Annotated in this window: 18 protein-coding genes; 8 read left to right on the top strand and 10 right to left on the bottom strand. The window is 53.1% G+C overall.

The window, feature by feature from the left end:
• Positions 1–44: 44 nt before the first annotated feature.
• From GS632_RS19850 to GS632_RS19830, 5 genes are all read left to right on the top strand, one after another.
• Complete coding sequence (locus GS632_RS19850) at positions 45–1,442, top strand: amidohydrolase family protein (RefSeq protein WP_170337131.1); 1,398 nt, start codon at positions 45–47, stop codon at positions 1,440–1,442.
• Positions 1,443–1,468: 26 nt separating this feature from the next.
• The gene (locus tag GS632_RS19845) at positions 1,469–2,233 is read left to right on the top strand and encodes a DUF3299 domain-containing protein (RefSeq protein WP_170412886.1); all 765 of its coding nucleotides are present in this window, start codon (positions 1,469–1,471) and stop codon (positions 2,231–2,233) included.
• A complete protein-coding gene (locus tag GS632_RS19840; RefSeq protein ID WP_170337128.1) occupies positions 2,230–3,408 on the top strand; it encodes a carbohydrate porin in 1,179 nt (392 codons plus the stop codon). Before GS632_RS19845 ends, GS632_RS19840 begins: the two co-directional genes overlap by 4 nt.
• Before the next feature lie 114 nt (positions 3,409–3,522).
• A complete protein-coding gene (locus GS632_RS19835; RefSeq protein ID WP_170412890.1) occupies positions 3,523–3,903 on the top strand; it encodes a hypothetical protein in 381 nt (126 codons plus the stop codon).
• Between the two features lie 976 nt (positions 3,904–4,879).
• A complete protein-coding gene (locus tag GS632_RS19830; RefSeq protein WP_171239041.1) occupies positions 4,880–5,719 on the top strand; it encodes an SDR family oxidoreductase in 840 nt (279 codons plus the stop codon).
• 271 nt (positions 5,720–5,990) lie between these two features.
• On the opposite strand, the gene GS632_RS19825 is transcribed toward GS632_RS19830, so the two are convergent.
• Entirely contained in the window at positions 5,991–6,611 is a 621-nt protein-coding gene (locus GS632_RS19825; protein WP_171239040.1) for a TetR/AcrR family transcriptional regulator, read from the bottom strand.
• A gap of 171 nt (positions 6,612–6,782) precedes the next feature.
• Between GS632_RS19825 and GS632_RS19820 the strand changes: the two genes are divergently transcribed.
• On the top strand, positions 6,783–8,177 hold the full coding sequence (locus GS632_RS19820) for an aminotransferase (RefSeq protein WP_171722369.1): 1,395 nt from the start codon (positions 6,783–6,785) through the stop codon (positions 8,175–8,177).
• A gap of 64 nt (positions 8,178–8,241) precedes the next feature.
• Here the strand turns inward: GS632_RS19820 and GS632_RS19815 are convergent, their stop codons facing one another.
• The 7 genes from GS632_RS19815 to GS632_RS19785 form a co-directional block, all read right to left on the bottom strand.
• Positions 8,242–9,810 (bottom strand): trimethylamine methyltransferase family protein, encoded by a 1,569-nt coding sequence (locus GS632_RS19815; protein WP_171231071.1) that lies wholly within the window; start codon positions 9,808–9,810, stop codon positions 8,242–8,244.
• Positions 9,811–9,835: 25 nt separating this feature from the next.
• On the bottom strand, positions 9,836–11,035 hold the full coding sequence (locus GS632_RS19810; protein ID WP_171239037.1) for an aromatic ring-hydroxylating dioxygenase subunit alpha: 1,200 nt from the start codon (positions 11,033–11,035) through the stop codon (positions 9,836–9,838).
• A gap of 8 nt (positions 11,036–11,043) precedes the next feature.
• On the bottom strand, positions 11,044–13,110 hold the full coding sequence (locus GS632_RS19805) for an FAD-dependent oxidoreductase (protein WP_171722368.1): 2,067 nt from the start codon (positions 13,108–13,110) through the stop codon (positions 11,044–11,046).
• Positions 13,111–13,204: 94 nt separating this feature from the next.
• On the bottom strand, positions 13,205–14,260 hold the full coding sequence (locus GS632_RS19800) for a PotD/PotF family extracellular solute-binding protein (RefSeq protein ID WP_171131200.1): 1,056 nt from the start codon (positions 14,258–14,260) through the stop codon (positions 13,205–13,207).
• On the bottom strand, positions 14,257–15,372 hold the full coding sequence (locus tag GS632_RS19795) for an ABC transporter ATP-binding protein (RefSeq protein ID WP_171239035.1): 1,116 nt from the start codon (positions 15,370–15,372) through the stop codon (positions 14,257–14,259). The genes GS632_RS19800 and GS632_RS19795 overlap by 4 nt, the downstream gene beginning before the upstream one ends.
• Positions 15,373–15,392: 20 nt before the next feature.
• Positions 15,393–16,187, bottom strand: a complete 795-nt coding sequence (locus GS632_RS19790; RefSeq protein WP_171722367.1) for an ABC transporter permease — start codon at positions 16,185–16,187, stop codon at positions 15,393–15,395.
• Positions 16,184–17,047 (bottom strand): ABC transporter permease, encoded by an 864-nt coding sequence (locus GS632_RS19785; RefSeq protein WP_171239033.1) that lies wholly within the window; start codon positions 17,045–17,047, stop codon positions 16,184–16,186. The genes GS632_RS19790 and GS632_RS19785 overlap by 4 nt, the downstream gene beginning before the upstream one ends.
• A gap of 190 nt (positions 17,048–17,237) precedes the next feature.
• Here GS632_RS19785 and GS632_RS19780 point away from each other — a divergent pair, with 190 nt between their 5' ends.
• Both GS632_RS19780 and GS632_RS19775 read left to right on the top strand, forming a co-directional pair.
• Complete coding sequence (locus GS632_RS19780; RefSeq protein WP_171722366.1) at positions 17,238–17,879, top strand: TetR family transcriptional regulator C-terminal domain-containing protein; 642 nt, start codon at positions 17,238–17,240, stop codon at positions 17,877–17,879.
• A 246-nt stretch (positions 17,880–18,125) separates the two neighbouring features.
• Positions 18,126–18,734, top strand: a complete 609-nt coding sequence (locus GS632_RS19775) for a Spy/CpxP family protein refolding chaperone (protein WP_174827344.1) — start codon at positions 18,126–18,128, stop codon at positions 18,732–18,734.
• 72 nt (positions 18,735–18,806) lie between these two features.
• On the opposite strand, the gene GS632_RS19770 is transcribed toward GS632_RS19775, so the two are convergent.
• Together GS632_RS19770 and GS632_RS19765 are read right to left on the bottom strand one after the other, a co-directional pair.
• Positions 18,807–19,256, bottom strand: a complete 450-nt coding sequence (locus GS632_RS19770) for a DUF411 domain-containing protein (RefSeq protein WP_171239031.1) — start codon at positions 19,254–19,256, stop codon at positions 18,807–18,809.
• Positions 19,257–19,693: 437 nt separating this feature from the next.
• Positions 19,694–20,929: an adenylate/guanylate cyclase domain-containing protein gene (locus tag GS632_RS19765; protein ID WP_171239030.1), complete on the bottom strand. Its 1,236-nt coding sequence runs from the start codon at positions 20,927–20,929 to the stop codon at positions 19,694–19,696.
• Between the last annotated feature and the right edge of the window lie 166 nt (positions 20,930–21,095).

The raw sequence follows: 21,095 nt of genomic DNA, 5'->3' as shown, positions 1-21,095 counted from the left end.
TTCCAGACTATAGTTGGCAAAACATGAATATGAAGGGAGTACTTATGTCCGGCTTACGAATGTCTCTTTGCTCGACGGCAATTGTCGCGGCAGTTCTTTCTTTTTCGGCGACCGCGCAGGCTCAGGATCAAGAAGAACCCCAAACGCTGTTTACCAACGTGCATGTCTTCGACGGTGTGAATGAGCAACGCATTGAAAATGCCAGTGTTCTGGTCGAGGGCAATCTGATCAAGTCCGTCTCAACCGATGCCATTGATGCGCCGAGCGCGACGGTTATCGACGGCGGTGGGCGCACTCTGACACCGGGCTTTATAGAGAATCACGCGCACCTGATGCTCATGGGGCCATCGATTGCCGAGATGGAAACCAACTCGACCTGGGAGGATTTCGCCATCCACGGGACCCGGATGGCCGAAATGTACCTGATGCAGGGCTTCACGACCGTTCGCGATGCCGGGGGCGCTGGCGGCGGGCTGCGGCGCGCAATTGACGCCGGCCAGATCGTCGGCCCCCGCTTTTATCCTTCCGGGGCATTTCTCGGAACACGTGGTGGTCACGCCGATTTCGCATCCTTCACATCTCCGCCGGGTGGGGTGACCAACTTTGGGACTCTGAATATGGCCCAACAGGTCAACGGTGTTGACGAAATTTACATGTATGGCCGCAACAACCTGCGCATGGGTGCCACGCAATTGAAGTTCATGCAATCAGGTGGGGTGATTTCGGCATTCGATCCATGGCAGTTGCTCGCCGGTTCGAAAGAAGAGATCGAGGCCGCTGTTCAGGTTGCCAACGAGTACGGCACCTATGTCATGGCACATTCCTACCGCAAAGAAGCGATCATCAATGCCCTGAATGCAGGGGTCAGAACCATTGAACACGGATTTCACTTTGACTGCGAGATTTCTGCTTTGATGAAAGAAAAAGGAGCGTACATCACGACGAACATCACAGCATTTGATCCAGGCCTACTTGATGTTCCTTCCGTGAAAAACAACCCCAACAGTTTGAGGAAGGCCAAATCGGCCTCGGCGACCTTCGAAGCCTACATTCCAAGTATGAAGGAATGCCCGGCGCCGCGCGGTTTCCAAACCGATTGCGTCGGCTCGGTCGAAGCGTGCAACATCCAGATCGCCTACGAGAAACATCTGAATAACCATTTCTTCGGCCCCTATGCGTCGATGGTAACCCTAACTTCGGTAGGTGGCGAGATCGCGGCACTTAGCGGTGATTTCATGAACCCCTATCCGGAAGGCAAACTGGGTGTGATCGAAGAAGGCGCCTATGCCGACATCCTGCTGATAGACGGCAACCCCCTCGAAGACTTCTCTGTCGTTGGAACAGGCGATCAGTGGTTCGGTGCGGACCCGAGGCCGGACAGCCCGGAAACAATCCGCCTGATCATGAAGGACGGTGTGATCTACAAAAACACACTGGATTGACCAGATAAAGCAGCCGGAGAGCATTCATGCGAAATTGGTTTTGCTCCGCAGTATTCGCAGGGTTGGTTTTGTGCGGTTATGATGCTGCGGCGACGCCTGGAACCGCGTTGGACTGGGCAGATCTGCCAGATCCGTCTGCGCAGGTCTTTGATGACCCCTATCGTGAACTCAGCCCCGAACAGTTCGACGATGTTCTTTTCGTTGTGCGTATACGCGGCAGGTTGCAGCAGGAGGTTGGCAGCGCCGAAGAACGGCAGAAATGGCAATTGCTTTTAGCAGAGACCGAAGACGCCTTGGTGTCAGACGGAATTGACGTCGACTGGTTACTCGATCAGCGCGAGGTTGTGACTGAACGTCGAAGAAAGGCTGGAACGAGCGGAAACCCGCAATTCGACGGCAGAACAATCACACTCGCGGGCTTTGCCATTCCTGCTCCAAGCGATCCGGACGGCCGGCCTGTGGCGTATTTGGTGCCAGAAAGAGGGATGTGCAGCCACATGCCTCCACCTCCGCCTAACCAGATGATCCGTGTGCGGTTGAACGGGGACTGGGCGCCTAGCTATTTCCACGAACCCGTTCGGCTGACAGGCACGCTGACTATCGATCCTTCCGTTCATAATATGATGGTTGTGGATGGCCTCATGCCTATGAATGCGACTTTCCAGCTAGAGGCGGAACGTGTCGAAACTCTGGAAACCGAGGCAGACAGGTTGGAATGGAAGCAGCGTGCTGCTGATCTCATCCGCGCGGCAGGAAATCGCAAGACCGGTGGGGCACAGGCGTCAAAATGATAAGACTTCTGGTTGCCGCATTGAGCATTGCATTTGCTGGCGCAGCGTCGGCTCAGGGACTATCCGGGCCATCTTCAGTCGAAGCCGATCTTGCGCCCGGAGACGGGCTCACCGATCCGCAATATCGTTCCGATTTTCCACGCAACATCGCACCGGGTTGGTTTCAGTGGAAAGACCGACTGGCTGAGGGTGGTTTTCGGTTCAACATTGACTACCTGGCATTGGGCCAAACCACGGATGCTGATCTGGGAACCGGCGAAGCAGCCAGCGGAATTGCGCGGTTCTACGGCAGTTGGCAGGCAACTGAACGGGGGTCTCTGACATTCAAGATCGAAGACAGGCACAGTTATACTGACGTTGCTCCGCAATTTCTCGGGCTGGATGGCGGAGCCCTTTCAATCACGGGAACAGCCTTCAATGACAACGGTTTGCTTCTGACCAATTTGTTCTGGACCCAAAGGGCTGAGAATGGGTCGTGGGCGCTGCAAGTCGGCCAGATTGATGTAACGGACTTTGTGGATATCTACGGGTTGGTAAGCCCCTACAGTGGTTTTCAAAACCTGTCTTTCAATACCAACCCGACAATCAACACGCCCAACCAAGGCCTTGGTATTGCCGGTGGGGTAAAGCTGAGCGAGAACCTCTACGCCGTTGCCAGCGTATCAGACGCAAACGCCGACCCGTCCGATCCAAACTTTGATGTGTTTAGCGACGGCAATCTCTTCAAGTCGCTCGAACTTGGGTACACGTCCGGCTTTGATCGCATCTACTTCGACAATATCCATCTGACCCTCTGGCATGCGGATGCGGCTGACGATGGCAGTCGAGCAGAAGATTACGGCGCAGCGTTTTCCGCCGCATGGTTTGTTGACAATAAATGGATGCCGTTCTTCCGTGCAGGGGCCTCGAAGGGAACCGCAGCGCTTTATGAACGGTCGATTTCTGCCGGTCTCGGTTACTATGGTCGCAACACCGATTTGGCCGGTCTGGGCCTAAACTGGGCCGAAGCAAGAGGCATAGATGGCGATCAGTTCACGCTTGAAGCTTTCTACCGCTTTTCAATCTCACCCGGACTGCAGATCACGCCATCGGTACAATTCATTTCCGACCCGCTTCTAAATCCCGATCAGGACCGGATTACCCTGTTCGGTCTAAGAACCCGGATCGTTTTCTAATGCGGGGTGAAGGCAGTCACTAAGGGGTGTGCCAAAGGGCAACTAAGAGAGATCAAGCGCGTGCCGGAATTTTCAACGCCGGTCGAATGAAGTTGGGAAGCAAAGGAACAATCTATGAAGATTGCATACGGAATTCTTGCAGCCTTAGCAGTTGTGTTTTTCATCCTTGGAGGCAGCGATGCCCATGCCAAAGACAACAAGGGTAAAAAGCCGAACAAGGGGGGCAAAAACGGTGATGTCAGCATTCAGATAGAAGACAAACCCGGCAAAGGCCCAAAAGCTGTACCACCTGGACAGATCAAGCGCTACACGCGCGGTGCCAAGCTCCCATCTGACCTGGAGTTCGAGGATATTGGGGACCTTTCCAAATGGAAGCTGGGGGAGCCCGGCAAAGGAAACCGCTACATTCAGGTCGATGGCGAAGTCCTCGAAGTTACGAATGATCTGTCTACTGTTGTCGATGCCGTCGGCATCGTCGGTGATCTTCTCAACTAGACGAAAGTACGATGTTTCAGGGCAAGAACTACCTCGTTTGCCCTGACGCTGGCCGGGGCGATCATTTGTGAACCCCGGCCCAAGTTCAAAACCCGGATCCGAGGTGCTACGATGATAAAGGCCCTTCTTGTTCTTTTTGCGCTTGCTACCTTTTCGTCAGCACGCGCCCTACTCGCTCAGGAAAACGGTGCAACTGAAGTCCCGCAAACAATACGCTTTGAGGGCTATGTATAGCCCAGTCGCGAAGCAGAACTGTCGCCTTTGGTGGACAATGTGGTCAACCGGACTTTGCAAAGTCTGCTTTCTGCGCATCGCAGACCTTCGCGAGAATCCAAGGTTCCTTAGGGAGGCCCTTTGCGGGATTGAGCAATGCAAAGGGCCATAACCGCGACGACTAAGCCATAAACTGATTGAATTCGCCGCTAGTGCAGACAAACGCGCAGCGCAAAACTATGGGCGAACTACGTAAACTTATGGGGTGCGCGAAGTGTTATGCGCAAACCTACACAACTGTAGGGACGCGCATAACGCTTCATTCCTATCATTGATTTTATTCAGAAAATCTGGGTGTCGTCGCCCATAATTTTGCACAGCAATTGCGCATAAGTTTACACGATTTGCCCATAAGTTTGCACGGTTCACCATACACGCTCAATTTTCGATTGACTTAGCTTAGCTCGATCAACTGGAACGCACCAAACTCAATCAAAAGTGCATTCTAATTGGCAAAACTCAACCAATACCACACCTAGGTAGTAAAAATTCCAAAATGAAGTGGACAAGAGAGGTATGGAAGACCCTGTCATTCCGACAAGCTTGCAAACGGAAAAGGCAACCGAGGTGCTATTCACCGCCTACGATATGGAAGGTATGATGAAGCTGAAAACTAACGTTGCCAACGCTGCCTAATACCATCAGGCAGGTTTGGATTTTTCGGACCTTTCGATCCAAGACAGGCTTAGGAGGAGCTTGGCCGATGACACACCCCGCATTTACCTCAGACTCTGTGGCCGTGATCACCGGGGGTGCTTCCGGCATTGGCCTCGCCGCCGCAGTGAAGTTCGCGCAAATGGGAATGCGCATTGTTGTTGTTGATCGAGACACCGAGAAACTGGCGGCCGCGGCAAACATAGTGTCGGCCGTTGGCGCGGCCGATGTCATGACGTCTGAGACAGATGTCCGTGATCGTGCGCAGTTAGAGGCGTTGGAGCGGATGGTGGCAGACCGCTACGGAGGGACAGATATCCTGATGAACAATGCCGGTGTCGGAGGCAAATCATCGACCATTGGGGACGCTGCGGCTTGGGACAATATGCTGGGTGTAAACCTGTGGGGTTCGATCCACGGCACCCAGATCTTCGCGCCAAACATGATCGCCCGTGGCAGACCAGGCGCAATTATCAATACAGGGTCCAAACAAGGCATCACGACCCCGCCAGGTAACCCGGCTTACAATGTCTCAAAGGCGGCTCTCAAAGCCTTTACCGAGGCACTGTCCCACGAGCTCAGAATGGGTCCAGGTCATCAGATTACCGCGCATCTACTGATCCCTGGATTCGTCTATACCGGCATGATCTCCGCGCCCGAGAAGCCTGCATCTGCCTGGACCGCTGAGCAGACTGTCGACTTCTTTGTCGAAAGCGTGAACCGCGGGGATTTCTACATCCTCTGCCCCGACAATGACGTTTCACGCGACACTGATGAGAAACGCATCGCTTGGAGCGCTGGAGACATCATTGAAAATCGCCCACCTCTTAGCCGATGGCATCCAGACTATAAGGAAGCGTTCGCGGACTTCATGGCGAAGTCTGGCTGATAATCGCCATAGCCCAATAATCATGACGAGTTGACGATTGAAGACTGCCGGCAGCTTTAACGGTTGTCGGCAGCCTGAGTTCTGAACAGCCAAAAAGTTCGATATGATGAAACAAATGGTTTTCAGAATGCTTCTTGACGTAGCGGCGCTGAACAAGCTGCGGCTTGTTCCGGCTCTCAGGGCTGAGAAGCGCGGCGTGTCAATTATTTTCCGGCGGTTAACTTCGGTAGAATTGTTGGCCGTTGTCCTGATCCTGTTTGCAACGGCGACCCTAACCAGTGCTACAGCACCTCTCGTCAATCTCTGACGGCTTAAAGTGTTTAGGAAACATCGACTGCAGCACAAACAGGCAGATCTTCAAAGCCTCCGAGGGTTTGAAAATATCTGAGTGCAAATGGTAGTCGGTCCAAAGCCCTTCCAACAAAGCAACCAACGCGTCTGTTGCAAGTTTGGCGCTTACATCCTCGTACTCGCCTTCGCGCTTTATTTGTTCCAACAACTCCAGGATCACCGCGCGGAAACCTTTGTCTCGCGAGTCGATAAAAGGAAATATGTGAGGGTTTGAGAGCGCTTCAGCCCGAAAGGAAAACCAGATCGCGACGTCCCGCGCATTAAGGACCAAAGGGTCGAAATCTGCTCTTATGATAGAGATTAGCTTGTCTGCCGGGTCTAACTCTGGATGGACTGCAATGGCCTTCCACTGCTCCGCGTAGCGGACTGACAACTCCTCAGCCACCGCAAGAAGCAGCTTTTCCTTGGAACCAAAGTGTAGGTTGACCATCCCTTGCGATAGTCCCGACAACTCTTGGATTCTTGCCGAAGTTGTTCCGCGTATTCCGTATCTATAAATGGCGTCCGCAGCCGATTGGATCAGCAGCTTTCGGTTCTGCAATTTACCCAGATCTCGGGCATTGGTTGGGGTATCACGCTCGAGAGTAATCTTATTTCTCCTTCGCTGGGTTAGTCGCCTTTGTCTTCTCGCATTTAGCAATACGACAGTTCAAGGATTGACATTGAATGAATGCTTGTTCATTTTGTGATCTATATTACATTAAGGTGCTGCATGACCCTTTTCAACTCCGACTTTCAGTCCATACGAGAATGGGACAACGAACATTTCCTGCACCCGTGGGAAGGTATGTCACACCTTGGTCAAAATGAACGAACCTTTGCCGAAAGCGGACTTGGCGTTCATGTCGTCACAGAGGACGGAAAGCGCCTGATAGACGGCCCTGCTGGCATGTGGTGCGTTCAATTGGGCTATGGAAACACCGAGATTGCCGATGCTATGGCTCAGCAGGCGAAAGAGATGGCGTATTTTTCGCCCTTCAACAACGCCAACTCAACTCCGGCCCGTTTGGCACATGAAATCGCCAAGAGAACGCCGGGAGATTTGAACCATGTATTCTTCACGACCGGTGGTTCAACGGCCGTGGATAGTGCGCTGCGATTTGTACAGTTCCGCAATAACCTGCTGGGAAAACCTCAAAAGAAAATCGTGATATCGCGACAGAAAGCTTATCACGGATCGACTTATCTGGCGGCGTCAGTGTCCGGAAAAGAGCGCGACAAAGGTTGGCTGGACCAGGCAAGTCACCTGACGCGTTTCCTACCGAATGTGAATCCGTATACACGTCGCTCCGATCAGACGGTCGACGATTTTCTGGACGAAAAAATAGCGGATCTGGAAAACATGATCCTGCAGACTGGAGCAGACAAAGTCGCCGCTTTCATCGCAGAACCGATCCTGTGCTCTGGAGGCGTCATCGTGCCGCCGCGGGGGTATCATCAGCGCTGTCTTGAAATCTGCCGGAAGTACGATGTCCTTTACATTTCAGACGAGGTCGTCACCGGGTTTGGGCGACTTGGGCATTGGTTTGCATCCGAAGACGTCTTTGGGATTAAGCCCGACATCATAACCTGCGCCAAAGGCATGACGTCTGGGTACGTACCCATGGGGGCTTGTATCATCTCTGACCGGCTGATTGCAGATGTAAGCGGAAATAATGCACAGAACGCTACGTTTTCAAACGGCTTCACTTACTCAGGCCATCCAGTGAGCGCGGCGGCAGGCCTGAAGACGATTGAAATCATGGAGCGCGACGGCGTTCTGGAACATGTCCGTGCAATCACGCCGCTCTTCGAAGAGCGCCTCCAGGCGCTGGCAGATTTGCCGCTCGTCGGTGATACGCGCGGCATGGGGCTGGTTGGCTGCGTCGAATGTGTTGCAGACGCAAAAGCAGATAATGCACTGGACCTAGATAAATCTGTCGGCGCCCTGATTGATCATCATTGTCAGGAGAACGGGTTGATCCTGCGGCCGATTATCAACATGTGCGTGTTTTCCCCACCTCTGATCATTACGGAAGGTGAGTTGAGCCAGATGTTCGACATCCTTGAAAAAGGTATCCGGCTGGCAACCGAAGACCTAAAGCAGCAGGGTACGTTTAAACCTTAGGAACCACCTCGGCGCGCCATCGCAATTTTCATGGTTGCGATACCTTCGCTTAAGTGCGCTGCGTTTACCCTGCCCGCATCACCTCTGGTGGCAATTTGATCGGGAACTTGGACCGAACCTCCGCATCCGCCTTGCTGCCAAAATAGTTTGGATAGTGATTGGACAGAATATCGTTCACGACTGACCGGCTCCGTTCAAACATATCCTGACGACCGGCTTTTTCCCAAGTATCGGTTAGCTCCCGATCCATCAGGGTTGGATAGACATACTCAGTCTCCATGTATTGCAAGGTCTGCGTGTTGCCGAGGAAATGACCGGGATCAATTGCACATTCGTGGATGACGTCGACCGACAGTGTGTCGTCGCTCACCTCGATACCACGCAGGGTTCGTGAGATCATGCCCGCTGCCTCGTTGTCGATGACCATGGACTCAAAGCTGCAGCCCATCAGGCTGCCAAGCATACCGCCAAATTCGCAGAGCCTGTTGGCCCCGGCATGGGCCGCCAATGCGAAAGTTAACGCCTTTTCCAGACCGTATTGTGCGTCAGGGATCTTGGAATCCGTCATGCCGCAACCGACGCTGGTCGGGAGGTTGTAGAAATTGCCCATTTGGATAGCTGCCGCGGATATCAACGCCTGCTCACCACTGCCACCCGTGAATGAACCAGTTCGCAGATCAGTAATAAACGGCCAAGCTGCAAAGACGACGGGGGTGCCCGGGTTAATCAGATTGGCAATTGCGACGCAAGATAGGGTCTCGGCTACGGCTTGCGCCAAAGTCCCGGCCAGAGGCGCAGGCGACGTCGCCCCAGCTTGTGGCGGAACAGCCAAATCGCAGACAAGCCCCATCTTCGCTGTATCAATCAGGATCTCCAAGTTTTCCCGCCCAAACCGGAGCGGGGATACTATGGGACAACCGCCAAAAATGACCGAGGGTTTCTCGAGGAATTTACCCTCGCCGCCTGATGCCAGATCGAAAAGATGGATTGCGTCCTGAATGTGCTCTCGGGTGCGGAACGTCAGACAAGATGGTTTTTCGCTACCCGCCAGAATGGCGTAGAGCATGCTCATGTCGTGCTCGTAGTCCTGCGGCACATCCGTTGCCAGAACTGTATCACCGGTCATGTGGATGTTGTCGAGCCGGTCAACCAACCGGGTAAAATCGTAAATGTCTTTGAGTGTCGACGGCCGGTAACTGCGAGTTTCCGCATTAAACGTTGTCACAGCGGTGCCGGAGTTCGCATAGTACACCTTGTCTTTGGTGCAGTGCATGTCATCCTTACCGGCCCGCGATCCGCGTGCATGGACATAGAACTCACTGGCCGCCTTAGCCAAAAGATCTTCCATCAACGCGCGAGGGAAGCACAGTCTACCATGCTCGTTCACCGTCGCCCCTTTAGGCAGCACGAGATCAAGAACTTCCTGCGTTGGATCACCGACGCCCGTACGCTCCAGAATGCTAAGGGCGGCCTCGTGAATATTTGACATGTCAGCATCTGAAAGGGGCTTGTAGCGCCCCCCCGAAATGCCCGGCCAGATTGCTTGCGAAGCGACGTTGCTGGTTCGCACGGCTGCACGTGCTTCGCGCCCACCCCCGCGCCGTCTTGATCTGCGCTTCGTTAATTCTGTCATAGTATTTCTCCGAATTCTGAGCGTGTCAGATCATGCTGAAGTAATTTCGATAGAAACCCGGAATACTCCATTCCATCTCGGACAGCGGTCCCGGCACGAAGCGGTGGGAGTTCACGCCCTCTTGGTTGTGACGGATGATCCGCTCATCATCAAGAGACGTGACATGCCAGAGCCATATCAACGCGTCCTTATCGTAGTCACGACCCTCTTCTGCGTCGCCGCGCACATACCAGACGATCTGAATATCCGTTTCCTGCAGCGCGCGTGGGACGAACCGGTAGCCAACCACGTGATCTGCATAAACAAGGAAGTAGTTCAGCGTCCCGATCCCCAGATCGGTGGCACCGCCATCGTGACCTTTCAGTTCACCCAAAGGCGGCGCCAGCGAAGCGCCATCCTTACTACCGGTCAAATAGCCGGGAAACAGCGGGTAGCGGCGCCAATAGACATCTGCACCCGGGGCGAGCGCGTTATCTCCGGTCAGGTCCAGCTCCTCAACGGGCACTCCGGCTTCTTTCATCCGCTGATGAAGTGCGCCGCTGAACTCCAGAACCTGAGCGGGGTCTTTCAACGAATGGCTGCGCGAATAGTCCTGATGAGACGGCGCGCAGTGGTAGCATTCCAGGTAATTCTCCAACGCCAGTTTCCAATTTGCTGGAACCGGGTATGAGGCTTCATGAGCGACCTTCAGGTTTTCAAATTCGAATGGTTTTGACAGTGGGGCCAACTGCACCAACGCAGCATCTAGCGCCGGGGCGTCTTCAGCTGCGCAGACAAAAATCAGACCTTGGAATATCTTCACCTGAACCGGGAACAATCCGTATTGGCCCGGGTCGAAATTCGACCCCATTGAACGCCCGTTTCGTAGCTTGCCGTTCAGATCAAAAGTCCACGCATGATAGGGGCAGATGAAATTGCGTGCCTTGCCTTTCCGTTCAATGCAAACCCGCGATCCCCGGTGGCGGCAAACGTTCAGATGCGCGCGCACCTCACCTTCGCGATCCCGAACGATGATGATGGACTCGGGCCCATAGTCGAACAGGAAATAGTCCCCCGGTTCTGCGACCTGACTAACATGGCCGACCCAGATCCAGTTACGGTTCCAGAACGCGCCGATATCGTTCTCGTATACTGCTTGAGACGTATAGAAGTGACGAGGCAGGGCGAACCCTTCCTGTTGCGCGTCCATCAAATCGCGCATTACTTGCAGGTCATCTTTTGGCATTGCGCACCTCATGCAGATTCAAGGGAAATGACTTCCCGGCGGAAGAACTCACGGTCGATGTCGTCCGCGTTACGTTCGAAATTCCGGGCAGCCATGTGACCCGAATATACAGCATCCGCGATCAAGCCGGGGTTTGCGGCATCTCCGATTAATTCCAACGTTTTCAGCGGACTTGCTGTCAAACCGCAAAGCTCGTCGTAAAGAGTGGTTTCTCGCATTCGCTGCGTCACCAGTACCACGGAGCTGCATTCAATGGAGTTCTCTCGCCCCGTGTAGACGCACTGCAATGTCGCCTGGCCGGGCGCGACACCGGCCAAGGTCTGGGACAGGTTCAGACGAACGCCTTTTTCCAACAGACTGCGTTGCACTTTAGTCTGCTCCAACGTCAATTCGGTAAACGGCGAAACTATTGAGGCCGGCGTTACAAAGACAACCTCTCGCCCAACCTGAGCCAAATGATCAGCCAAGACTCCACCGAGATAGGCTTGATCATCATCGTAGACCACAATCGGGCCGTCCTGCGGCATGACTCCGGCCACAATGTCATCCGGAGTGAAAATCTGAGAACCTAAACCGATTGGTGCACCGTGAAATGCAGATTTCCCGCGCCCGTCTCGCCGCCATTTTGCGCCAGTTGCAACAAAGACGTTCGGTATACCCAACTCGATGACCTCACTGGCTGACAAACGGCTGTCGGTGAACAGTTGAACGTTCCCGCGTTGTTGCAGGTCGTAGATTCTGTGATCTGTCACGCGCTTCCAAGCGGATAGCCCGGTCAGGGCAGTTTCCTGCATCACACGGCCGCCGAACTCTTGCTTTGCTTCCGCCAGAGTTACCTCGTAGCCCCGCCGCGCCAATTGCATGGCGCATTCAAGTCCGGCTGGTCCGCTGCCGACAACAAGCGCGGCTTCCTCGTTTACCCGACGCTCAATGATCTCAGGGTGCCATTTCCTCCGCCACTCTTCACCCATAGTCGGGTTTTGGGTGCAGCGTATTGGGACGCCTAGAGAGTCGGATGAAACACAGATATTGCAACCGATACATTCACGTATTTCTTCGATGCGATCTTCCCTAATTTTGTTGGGCAGAAACGGATCGGCGATGGATGGTCGCGCCGCGCCGATAAAATCAAGGATGCCCTTCCTGACCAGTGACGCCATCAAGTCCGGCGACGTAAGACGCCCGACGCCCACAACAGGCTTAGAAGTCACCTGTTTCACGAACTCGATATATGAGGTCTGAAAGCCGTCGCGGGGCTCGAACCGAGTCGTCGCAGAGTCGTTGCTCCAATCCGCCACATTAACATCCCAAAGGTCTGGAAGCTGGGCCAGCAATTCGACTACTGCACGGCCTTCTTCCTGCGCTTGCATACCCTCTGACCCGAGCATTTCATCAACCGCAAACCGAAGGGCAATGGCGCAATCATCTCCAACCTCTTCCTTGGTTTCTTCCAGAAGCTCGCGAGTCAGTCGCACCCGGTTCTCCAACGAACCTCCATATTCATCCGTCCGATCATTGAACTGTGGCAGCAGAAAATGATGAGGCAATGTCATGTGATGCCCCGCATAGACATACACAATGTCGAACCCGGCTTCGCGCGAGCGACGAGCCGCCGCGCGATGCCACTTGCGAAATTCTCGAATGTCAGCCTTGTCCATTGCCCTTGCCTGTTTCGGGTATGGAGTCTGCAAGACAAGTTCTGATGGGGCCAGCAGAGGCGCTCGGGTCAGGTGGTTTTGGGCATGGTGCCCGTTATGCGCCAATTGGATTGCCGCGAGCGAGCCCTTCTCATGAATTGAGTTGGTTATCAGACGCAGTGCAGGAATATCCTGATCGTCCCAAATTCGGTTTTCAGAATAAGGAGACAAATCCGAAGTCGGATGAATCTCGGCCTCCTGAGTGGACACCACCGCCCAACCGCCCTCAGCTTTCATCGCCCGCATGGCAGCTTCGGCCTGAGGTCGCAAATGACCCAAACCATTGCAGTGGGGCACTTGGTAGAACCGGTTTCGAGCCGTTACTGGCCCGATCTTGACCGGTTCGAAGAGAACAGAATATACGTCAGCGCCTGACATTGCCGCGCTTCCTCCAAGTAAATTGGAATTTGGTTCGTGGGAATGGAAGGACTTCTACATCCCCACCATTCCCGGCTGTGTTGTAAGAGTGCCCTTAGAAGCCAGCTTTGATGCGCTCGAATTCCTTCAACATCTTGGCCTCCAGCTCGGGGTTAACAGCGTCAAAGAACAGGCTGCCTTCAAAGAAGCTGTCCACATCCGAAAACCCGTAGGTTTCGATCAGCTCTGGGTCTGCCTGTGCAAAAGCGTCTTCGTTGGCGTGGGCGTAACCCCAGCTTTCAATAATGTATTTACCGCTTGCCGCAGAGCTGAGCGCGTTCAGCATGTCATAGACTTGCTCATCCGACTGCTTGGCAGATTTCAGATGCACATAGCCGCAGACCCAAGTCGCGATACCTTTGTCTACATCACGCATCATGACCGCTGGCGTTTCGTTCCAGATCAGGTTCAGTTCCGATTGGTTCCATCCCCAACCCAGCGTGACCTCACCGCTGGCAATTGCCTGATCCAGTTGGCCTGCGTCAGACCAATAAAAGCGCACGTTCGGATGAATCGCGCGCAGGTAGTCCGCCGCTTTTTGGAATTCCTCGTCACTCATATCGGTATAGCTGGAGGCGCCAGTTGCCAATGCCGCCATTGCAAAGGCACTGGAAGCGGCGTCCGGAATGGCGACTTTGCCCTGATATGCAGGATCGGCAAGCAATTGCAGCGAAACATCATCTGCCGAAATCATATCGGTTCGATAGATAAGACCAGTATTGCCCCATTCGAACGGAACCATGTAGGTCTGCCCATCAATGGTGATGCCATCGACCTCTTTGATCTTGGGCATCAGCTTGTCCCAGTTTTCCAGCTTGCTGGTGTCAATCGGCTTGATCATGTCTGCTGCTACCCACTTTCTCAGGGCATCTGTGCAGGGATGGGCCAAATCAGCTTCAAAACCGGACTGAAGCTTTGTGAACGCTTCTTCCACGCTGCCAAAATAGGTGTAGCTAGGCGCACCGCCGTACTTTTCGACATAGTCGCCGTAGAAACCCTGATCCTCATATCCGGACCAGTCAAAAACGGTCAGATCAGCGGCGTTCGCCAGAGTTTGGCTGGCGGCAAAGGTGGCAACTACTGCTGCCATAAGTGATGCTGTTTTACTCATTTGTCTCCTCCCAAAGATTCACGTTTACCCAAGTCAATCACCGAGGCGCTTTGAACGCCAAGCCAGACGGTATCGCCGCGCGTGTGATCGACCGTGTGAAAGTAGTTTGGTACTGCGACGGCGATACTGTCTTTCAGACCATCGACGCGCACATAATAGTGGACACTCTCTCCATAAAAGGCGACGTCCGAAACCTCGCCCTGAACAAGAGCATCGTACCCATCCGGCTTTTCCGCACTGATTTCCAATTGCTCAGGACGAACGCCGACAAGAAGTTCCTTGTCATGCACCTGGACGTTGGGGTTCACCCCGATTTCCATCTTCCCTAAGCCCTTAACGTTGACTTCAAGCGTTTCAGCATTCTCTGCAGTCACTTCGGCATCCAGAAAGTTCATTCCACCGATGAAAGAAGCCACTTCCCGGTTACACGGTTGGGAATACAGGACCTCTGGCTTATCCACCTGCTTGAGCTGCCCCGCAAACATGACGCCTATACGGTCGGACATGGTCATCGCCTCGTATTGGTCATGCGTGACCATTACAAAAGTTATTCCAAGCTTCTGCTGAAGACGGCGCATTTCCAATTGCATCGCTTCGCGCAGATTTTTGTCCAACGCAGATAAAGGCTCATCTAGCAGTAAAACCTTGGGTCGCATGACGAGCGCGCGGGCGAGCGCTACTCGTTGCCGCTGACCTCCCGACAACTCGTTGGCCTTACGGTCCTGCAGGCCGCCCAATTCAACCATCTCAAGCGCCTCGGCAACGCGTTCCTTGATTTCGTTTCGCGAGAGTCTTGTCTTGCGCAATCCGAACCCGACATTGTCACCGACATTCAGGTGCGGAAAGATCGCATAGCTTTGGAACACCATATTAGTGGGGCGCTTGTTGGCAGGCACGTCCCCCATCGTTCGACCATCGATCCAGATCTCGCCTTCTTCGTGATCTTGAAAACCCGCAATTATGCGCAAGGCTGTTGTCTTACCGCAGCCCGACGGCCCAAGCAGCGAAAAGAACTCACCCTCTTTCAAGGTTAGGTTCAGATCAGACACCGCCACAAAAGTACCAAAGCGTTTTTCGACGCCCTGAATTTCGATGATGTTCTGTTCGCTCATCTTAATCGTTTCCTTTGGCTTCAATCGGAGGATTGGATGGAACGGCGGCGGAAGTATTCGGCAATCAACAACAGCAAGACCGAAGACAGCAAAAGCAGCGATCCAAGCGCCAGCGTGTTGGGCAGTTTTGCCGGAAAGCGGATCTGGCTCCAGATATAGACAGGCAGCGTCGGGCTGTTTCCGGACAGGAAAAAGGCCAGGACGAACTCGTCAAAAGACACCGTAAACGTGACCAAAAGGCTTGCGATGATACCCGGCGCGACGATTGGCAAGGTAACACGCCGAAACGTACCCACGACGCTTTCACCAAGGTCGAACGCGGCCTCCTCCAAGGACTGGTCGAAATCGTCAAATGCAGATTTCATAATCGACACAGAAAAGGGCAGAGCCACGAACACATGCCCAAGGATCACGGTGGTCAGCGATGGTTTCAGCCCGATGCTGATGAACAAAACCAGCATCGAACTGGCAACGATGATGCCGGGAATGACCAGCGGAAGCATGACCAGTCCCTCAGACAGCTCGCGCCCCGTGAAACGATACCGAACGTAAGCACGAGCTGCGAAGAGACCCAGAGATGTTGCCATCAGGGCAGTGACGCTGCCGACGATCAGCGAATTTACCATTGCTTGTAGTAACGTGTCCTGCTGCCCCAACTGCGCGTACCACTTCAACGTGAACGCCTTTAGTGGGAAGGCTACGATTGTTCCGTCGTTGAACGAGAACAGTGGCAATAGCAAAACCGGTAAGTAGAGAAACACCAGATAGGCAATCGCATAAACCAGCAACCACGAGATACGAAATGATTGGGTCATCTGATCCTCCGGCCCAAAGCGGTGACGACCACCACGAACAGGATTGCGACGCAGCCGACTGAAAGCATGGCAAGAAGAGACAGGGTTGCACCCAACGGCCAGTTATTGGCAGCGCCAAACTGCACCTGGATCAAGTTCGCCACCATTTTGCCTTGTGATCCACCGACTAAGGCCGGAGTGACGTAGTCGCCGACCGTTGGGATGAAGATGATCAGACAGGCCGCAATGATCCCCGGCACGGTCAGGGGCAATGTCACGCGGACAAATCTTTCCAGTTTGTTGCACCCCAGATCGGTCGCGGCCTCCAACAAGCTGCGGTCGATCTTTTGCAGCGACACATAGATCGGCAGGATAGCAAACGGTGCCCAAGCGTGGGCGAGCGTAAGGACAACAGCGAATTCGTTGTAGAGCAGGAATGTCAGCGGCTCTTGTATCAAACCAAGTGAAATCAGGGCCGAGTTCAACACCCCGTTGAAGCCAAGAATTAGTTTCCAGCTGAACACGCGCAGAAGGTAGCTGCTCCAAAAGGGAATAGTGATCAGCAACAACCAGAGGGTCTTCTTCTGTGTCCGAAAAGCGATGAAGTAGGCAATCGGATAGGCCAGACAAACCGTTGCCAATGTCACCGCACCTGCAATTGCGACCGAACGGATCATTAGATGTCGAACCAATGGGTCGGTAAAGGCCTCTTGGTAGTTCGCCCAAGTCAAGGTCCGGTCGATCTCGACATAGGTCTGGGTCCAAAAACTGTAGGCGACGAGAATGCAAAGCGGCACGGCGACAAGCAGACCGACGTAGAGCGTCGCAGGCGCGCTCAGTGCCAGACCCTTGCCCGTTTCACTTCGTAGTACTCCGGCCATGCTTCCCTGCTGAACTTAGTTTTTGGTGGCGCGACCATGTCGATCAAAAAATGGACAATCGTCCATTTAAATCTGGAATTTTTGGACTAGTTGTGTCAACTGATAATTTCGCAACCGGGGATGACCAATTTCACACTGGCCGCTAGAAGGCACCGCAAGAGACTGAAAACAAACAGAGCCGCCTGATTCAATGACTGGAAGACGACAAGAAATTCGCGAGCGAAACCGCCTTTCCCTGATCGAGGCAGTACTCGACTCGGTCGCAGAGAAAGGGATTTCCGAGACCTCCGTCAGCGAAATCATCCAACGTGCCAAGCTGTCCCGCGGCATGATTCACCTTCATTTTGGCGGCAAAGACAATTTGGTTGACGAGGCCGCGCACTACTCATCCGAACAATACTACAATGGCATTTACGACCTGTTGGAAACGACCGGACAAACCGGACAGGAACATATTGAGATGATTGTTCGGGGCGACTTGAGTGAAGCCATTCTCAATGAGAAAAACGTTTCCATTTGGTACGCGTTTCGAGGCGAGGCCCGAAATAGAGCAGCAATCGCTGCGTTTTCAGATACCCGCGACGCCAAGCTTCGTAATCTGGTTTTCAACGCTTTCGCTCGAATTGCGAAAGAAGCCGGAGCCGAACACCCTAATCAAGTTGCTAGGGACGCTACACACGGCACACTCGCAATGCTGGAAGGCATGTGGACCGATTACCTACTCCACCCGGATTCATTTGACCGCGACGAAGCGATGAGAATCGTTTTTCGTTTTCTGCGGGCAATGTTCCCGAAGCATTTTGACCTGGGCGGCGCTTTGTTGTCTGAGTAGAACTTGAGACAGGTTTCCCATCTAGTCACTAAAGGACCGGAGAATCCACATCTTTCAGCCATCATGATGGAAGCACGGTACGAACGCAAAAAATTCAATTAATCAGGCGCTATCCGCAAATCAAAGTTGATGAATGGTGTCTTAAAAGTCTGCGATAAATCCATAAGGGGACGGTGCGAAGTTCAGTATCCGGGCTAAAATACAATGTCGAAGAAGGCATTTTTGGTAAGCCCACAAGGAGAATTCATGATCAAGTTCATACCTAACTTTCTATTCGCAGCAGTGCTTTGCACGATTCAATACTCTCAATTAGCCATCGCGCAAAGTGACACTCACGACGCTGAAATCACGCCGTACGCCGGTCTGCAATCGAGGACCATCAAGAGCTTATCTGAGACCGATTTAGAAGAGCTGCGGCGCGGCGGAGGTTGGGGTTTTGCCTTACCTGCGGAGCTGAATGGCAAACCAGGCCCAGCACACTTGCTCGAATTGCAAGATGAACTTGGACTTTCGAAGGATCAGGTGAAAAAAATTGAGGCGATCCATTCTGAAATGCGCGTACAGGCAGTCGTCGCAGGCGAGCGGTTTATTGAGGCCGAGGCGGCGTTAAGTGAAGCGTTTGCCGGTGACCAGCTTGAATTGGCCGAGCTAAACAAACTTGTTGAAGCGGCCGAAACTGCCAGGGCCGAGTTGCGACTGGTTCATCTGTCCCGGCACCTGCAAACAACACCACTGTTGAGCGCAGATCAAATCCAACAGTACAGCATTCTAAGAGGGTATGCGAACGACCCGTGCTCCAATGTGCCCGAAGGCCACGACCCAGCCATGTGGAAAAAACACAACGATTGCAGCTGAATCCTTTTGAAATCAGCGCAAACTAATGTTGGACATGGAGCTGAAAAATCTGATTGCCCTTCATCCATTCTCTCAGCTGTGTCGAGCAAACACACTCGTCGTCCCATCCAGACCAACGAGCAAGGTTTCATAAGGTTCTCGTTCGTCTGAAAAATCCATGCCGGGTGAACCCATCGGCATGCCTGGAACTGTTAGGCCGAGGCCTTCAGGATGTTCGGACAAAAGTCGATTTATGTCTTCTGCCGGGACATGACCTTCGACAAAATAGCCCCCAACAAATGCAGTGTGGCAACTGGAAAGCTCATCTGAGATTTTCATTTGTTCTTTAAGCGACCACAGCTGCTCCTGCCCTACGTCTAGCGTATCGGTACGAAATCCTGCGGAAATCAGGTGATCTACCCACGCGGCACAACAGCCGCAGGTTGGAGTCTTGTAGACTTTGATGAGTGGGGCTTCTTGTCCGACGGAAGGAGTAGCCAACACTGCTGCTGTACCCGCTAATAGAAATTCGCGTCGTTTCATTGGTCTCTTCTCCGCTTCCTCATGGGACTACAAAGATATTGTGCCAAGGCCAAATTTTTCAATGTTACCGGACTGAGCATCAAACGGGCAGTTTCGATACAAGATCTGAATCTCAATCCAAATAACACTGGTCGCCAAACGTTTTGTGAGTTGCATCGCGTATGGCTCAAGTTCACTCGAGCGTTCGGCAATGGACCTCGCGATCAACGTCGTGGTGAGGTCCATAGCAACCTTCTAAGCCGTGGCCATGCCAATTGCCTTGGTGGTGCCTGCCCGTGCACCCTGACAATGCAATCACTATGACCAAGAATGCCGCTCTTCGCGGGTGCTTGATCCAACAGTTCTGTTCCATGTGCAAACCAACCTAGTAGCAATCCGGCTACCTTTGCTTTGACGCAGGTCAACACCCCATTGCGGCAGCTTCCAAATAGCGGCAGTTAGTCTATCGTGAACAGCTCCTGTCTTTCAGCAACACCGCGCAATCTGTATTGCCCCAGGGAAACAAGACTTGGAATGGAGCCCACTAAGTCACCCGCCACCTTATCGGAAACCACAATGTTCTGATCAAGCGCGCTGCACATGCCTAAAATGCGCGAAGTTGTATTTACCGCTGGGCCGACCACTGTGAAATCCAAGCGAGACCTACCGCCAATATTGCCGTAAAGAACATCGCCTGCGTGCAACGAGAGAGTGAAGCCGGTCGTTGGCAAACCATCAGCTTGCCGTCGTTGGTTGAGTTCCTCAAAGGTATTTCGCAACTCCGCGGCCGCGTGAATTGCGACGCGGCGAGCGTCCGGAACTTGATTGATATCGAAGATGGCAAGCATTCCATCTCCCATGAATTTCAGAACGTTACCGCCATTGCGTTCGACTACGTCAACAGCTTCCGCGAAGTAGTCGTTTAGCAATTCTATGATTGAGCCCCCGGGAAGCGCCTCTGACAATTTGGTAAATCCTTGCAGGTCAAAATACCAAATCACCGCTGAAATAGTTTCCGATGAACCTCGGGTGATATCCCCGGAAAGAACGCGCCTACTGGCGTCTTTGCCCAGATATGCGGCTGTAATGTCTTCAGCCATCAATCGGTTAGCCCCACATTTCAGCGTCAGACAAAGTGGAGATATCAGTTGACGCAAACCATCAAGTTGCTCGCTTGTGAAGCCCCCGCTCGCGTCGGTTGTCAACGAGACTATAGCACCTTCATAGGCCTGCATTGGATCGACTGGCGTAGTATTGTCCTGAATAAGGAAAAACCGTTTAACAGCGAAGTAGTCAGTTGCACCGCGCTCGCGAAGTTCATCGAAGATCGGAAAGTTGAGCTCGGGTTCTTCGACTGTCAGATCTTGTCTGATCTCTTCAACGTTGTTTGCCAAAAGATAGTAAATTGGGCTTAGAACGTATTCCTCAGGCGCATCCGTTCTTCGGACAAAGTTCTCTCGCTTATGACCGCCACCCCTGTGCCAGCGAAAAGCGACAGTCCCAATCTCAGGATGATGAGCGCGAACAGTGATGTTTGCTCTTTGAAGCGGAATCCCTGCCGAAACAAGACGGTTGCAGAATGCTTCAAGCCAGAGCTCCACAGGCGCATTCTCTAAGCCCTGTTGAACCAGCCAATCTGCTATGTCCTGGATGGCGGCGGTCAGTTCCCAGTTTTGGACTAATGGGGCTGCCATGATGACCTCTTAATGAGCTATCTGAACAGTTGGTTGTTAGTCTAATTCACTTCCAGGACACATCAAATTCAATTCTCCCACTGCGCTTGCAGCCCTAAGGTATATGCTGATTGTGAACCGGCATGCAAAATTGACCCCTGTATTAGGGTAATCGGCGTCCAAAAGT

The organism is Ruegeria sp. HKCCD7296, assembly GCF_013110775.1.
In the GTDB taxonomy this organism is placed as follows: Bacteria; Pseudomonadota; Alphaproteobacteria; order Rhodobacterales; family Rhodobacteraceae; genus Ruegeria.
This window is presented reverse-complemented; position numbering and strand designations above follow the sequence as displayed.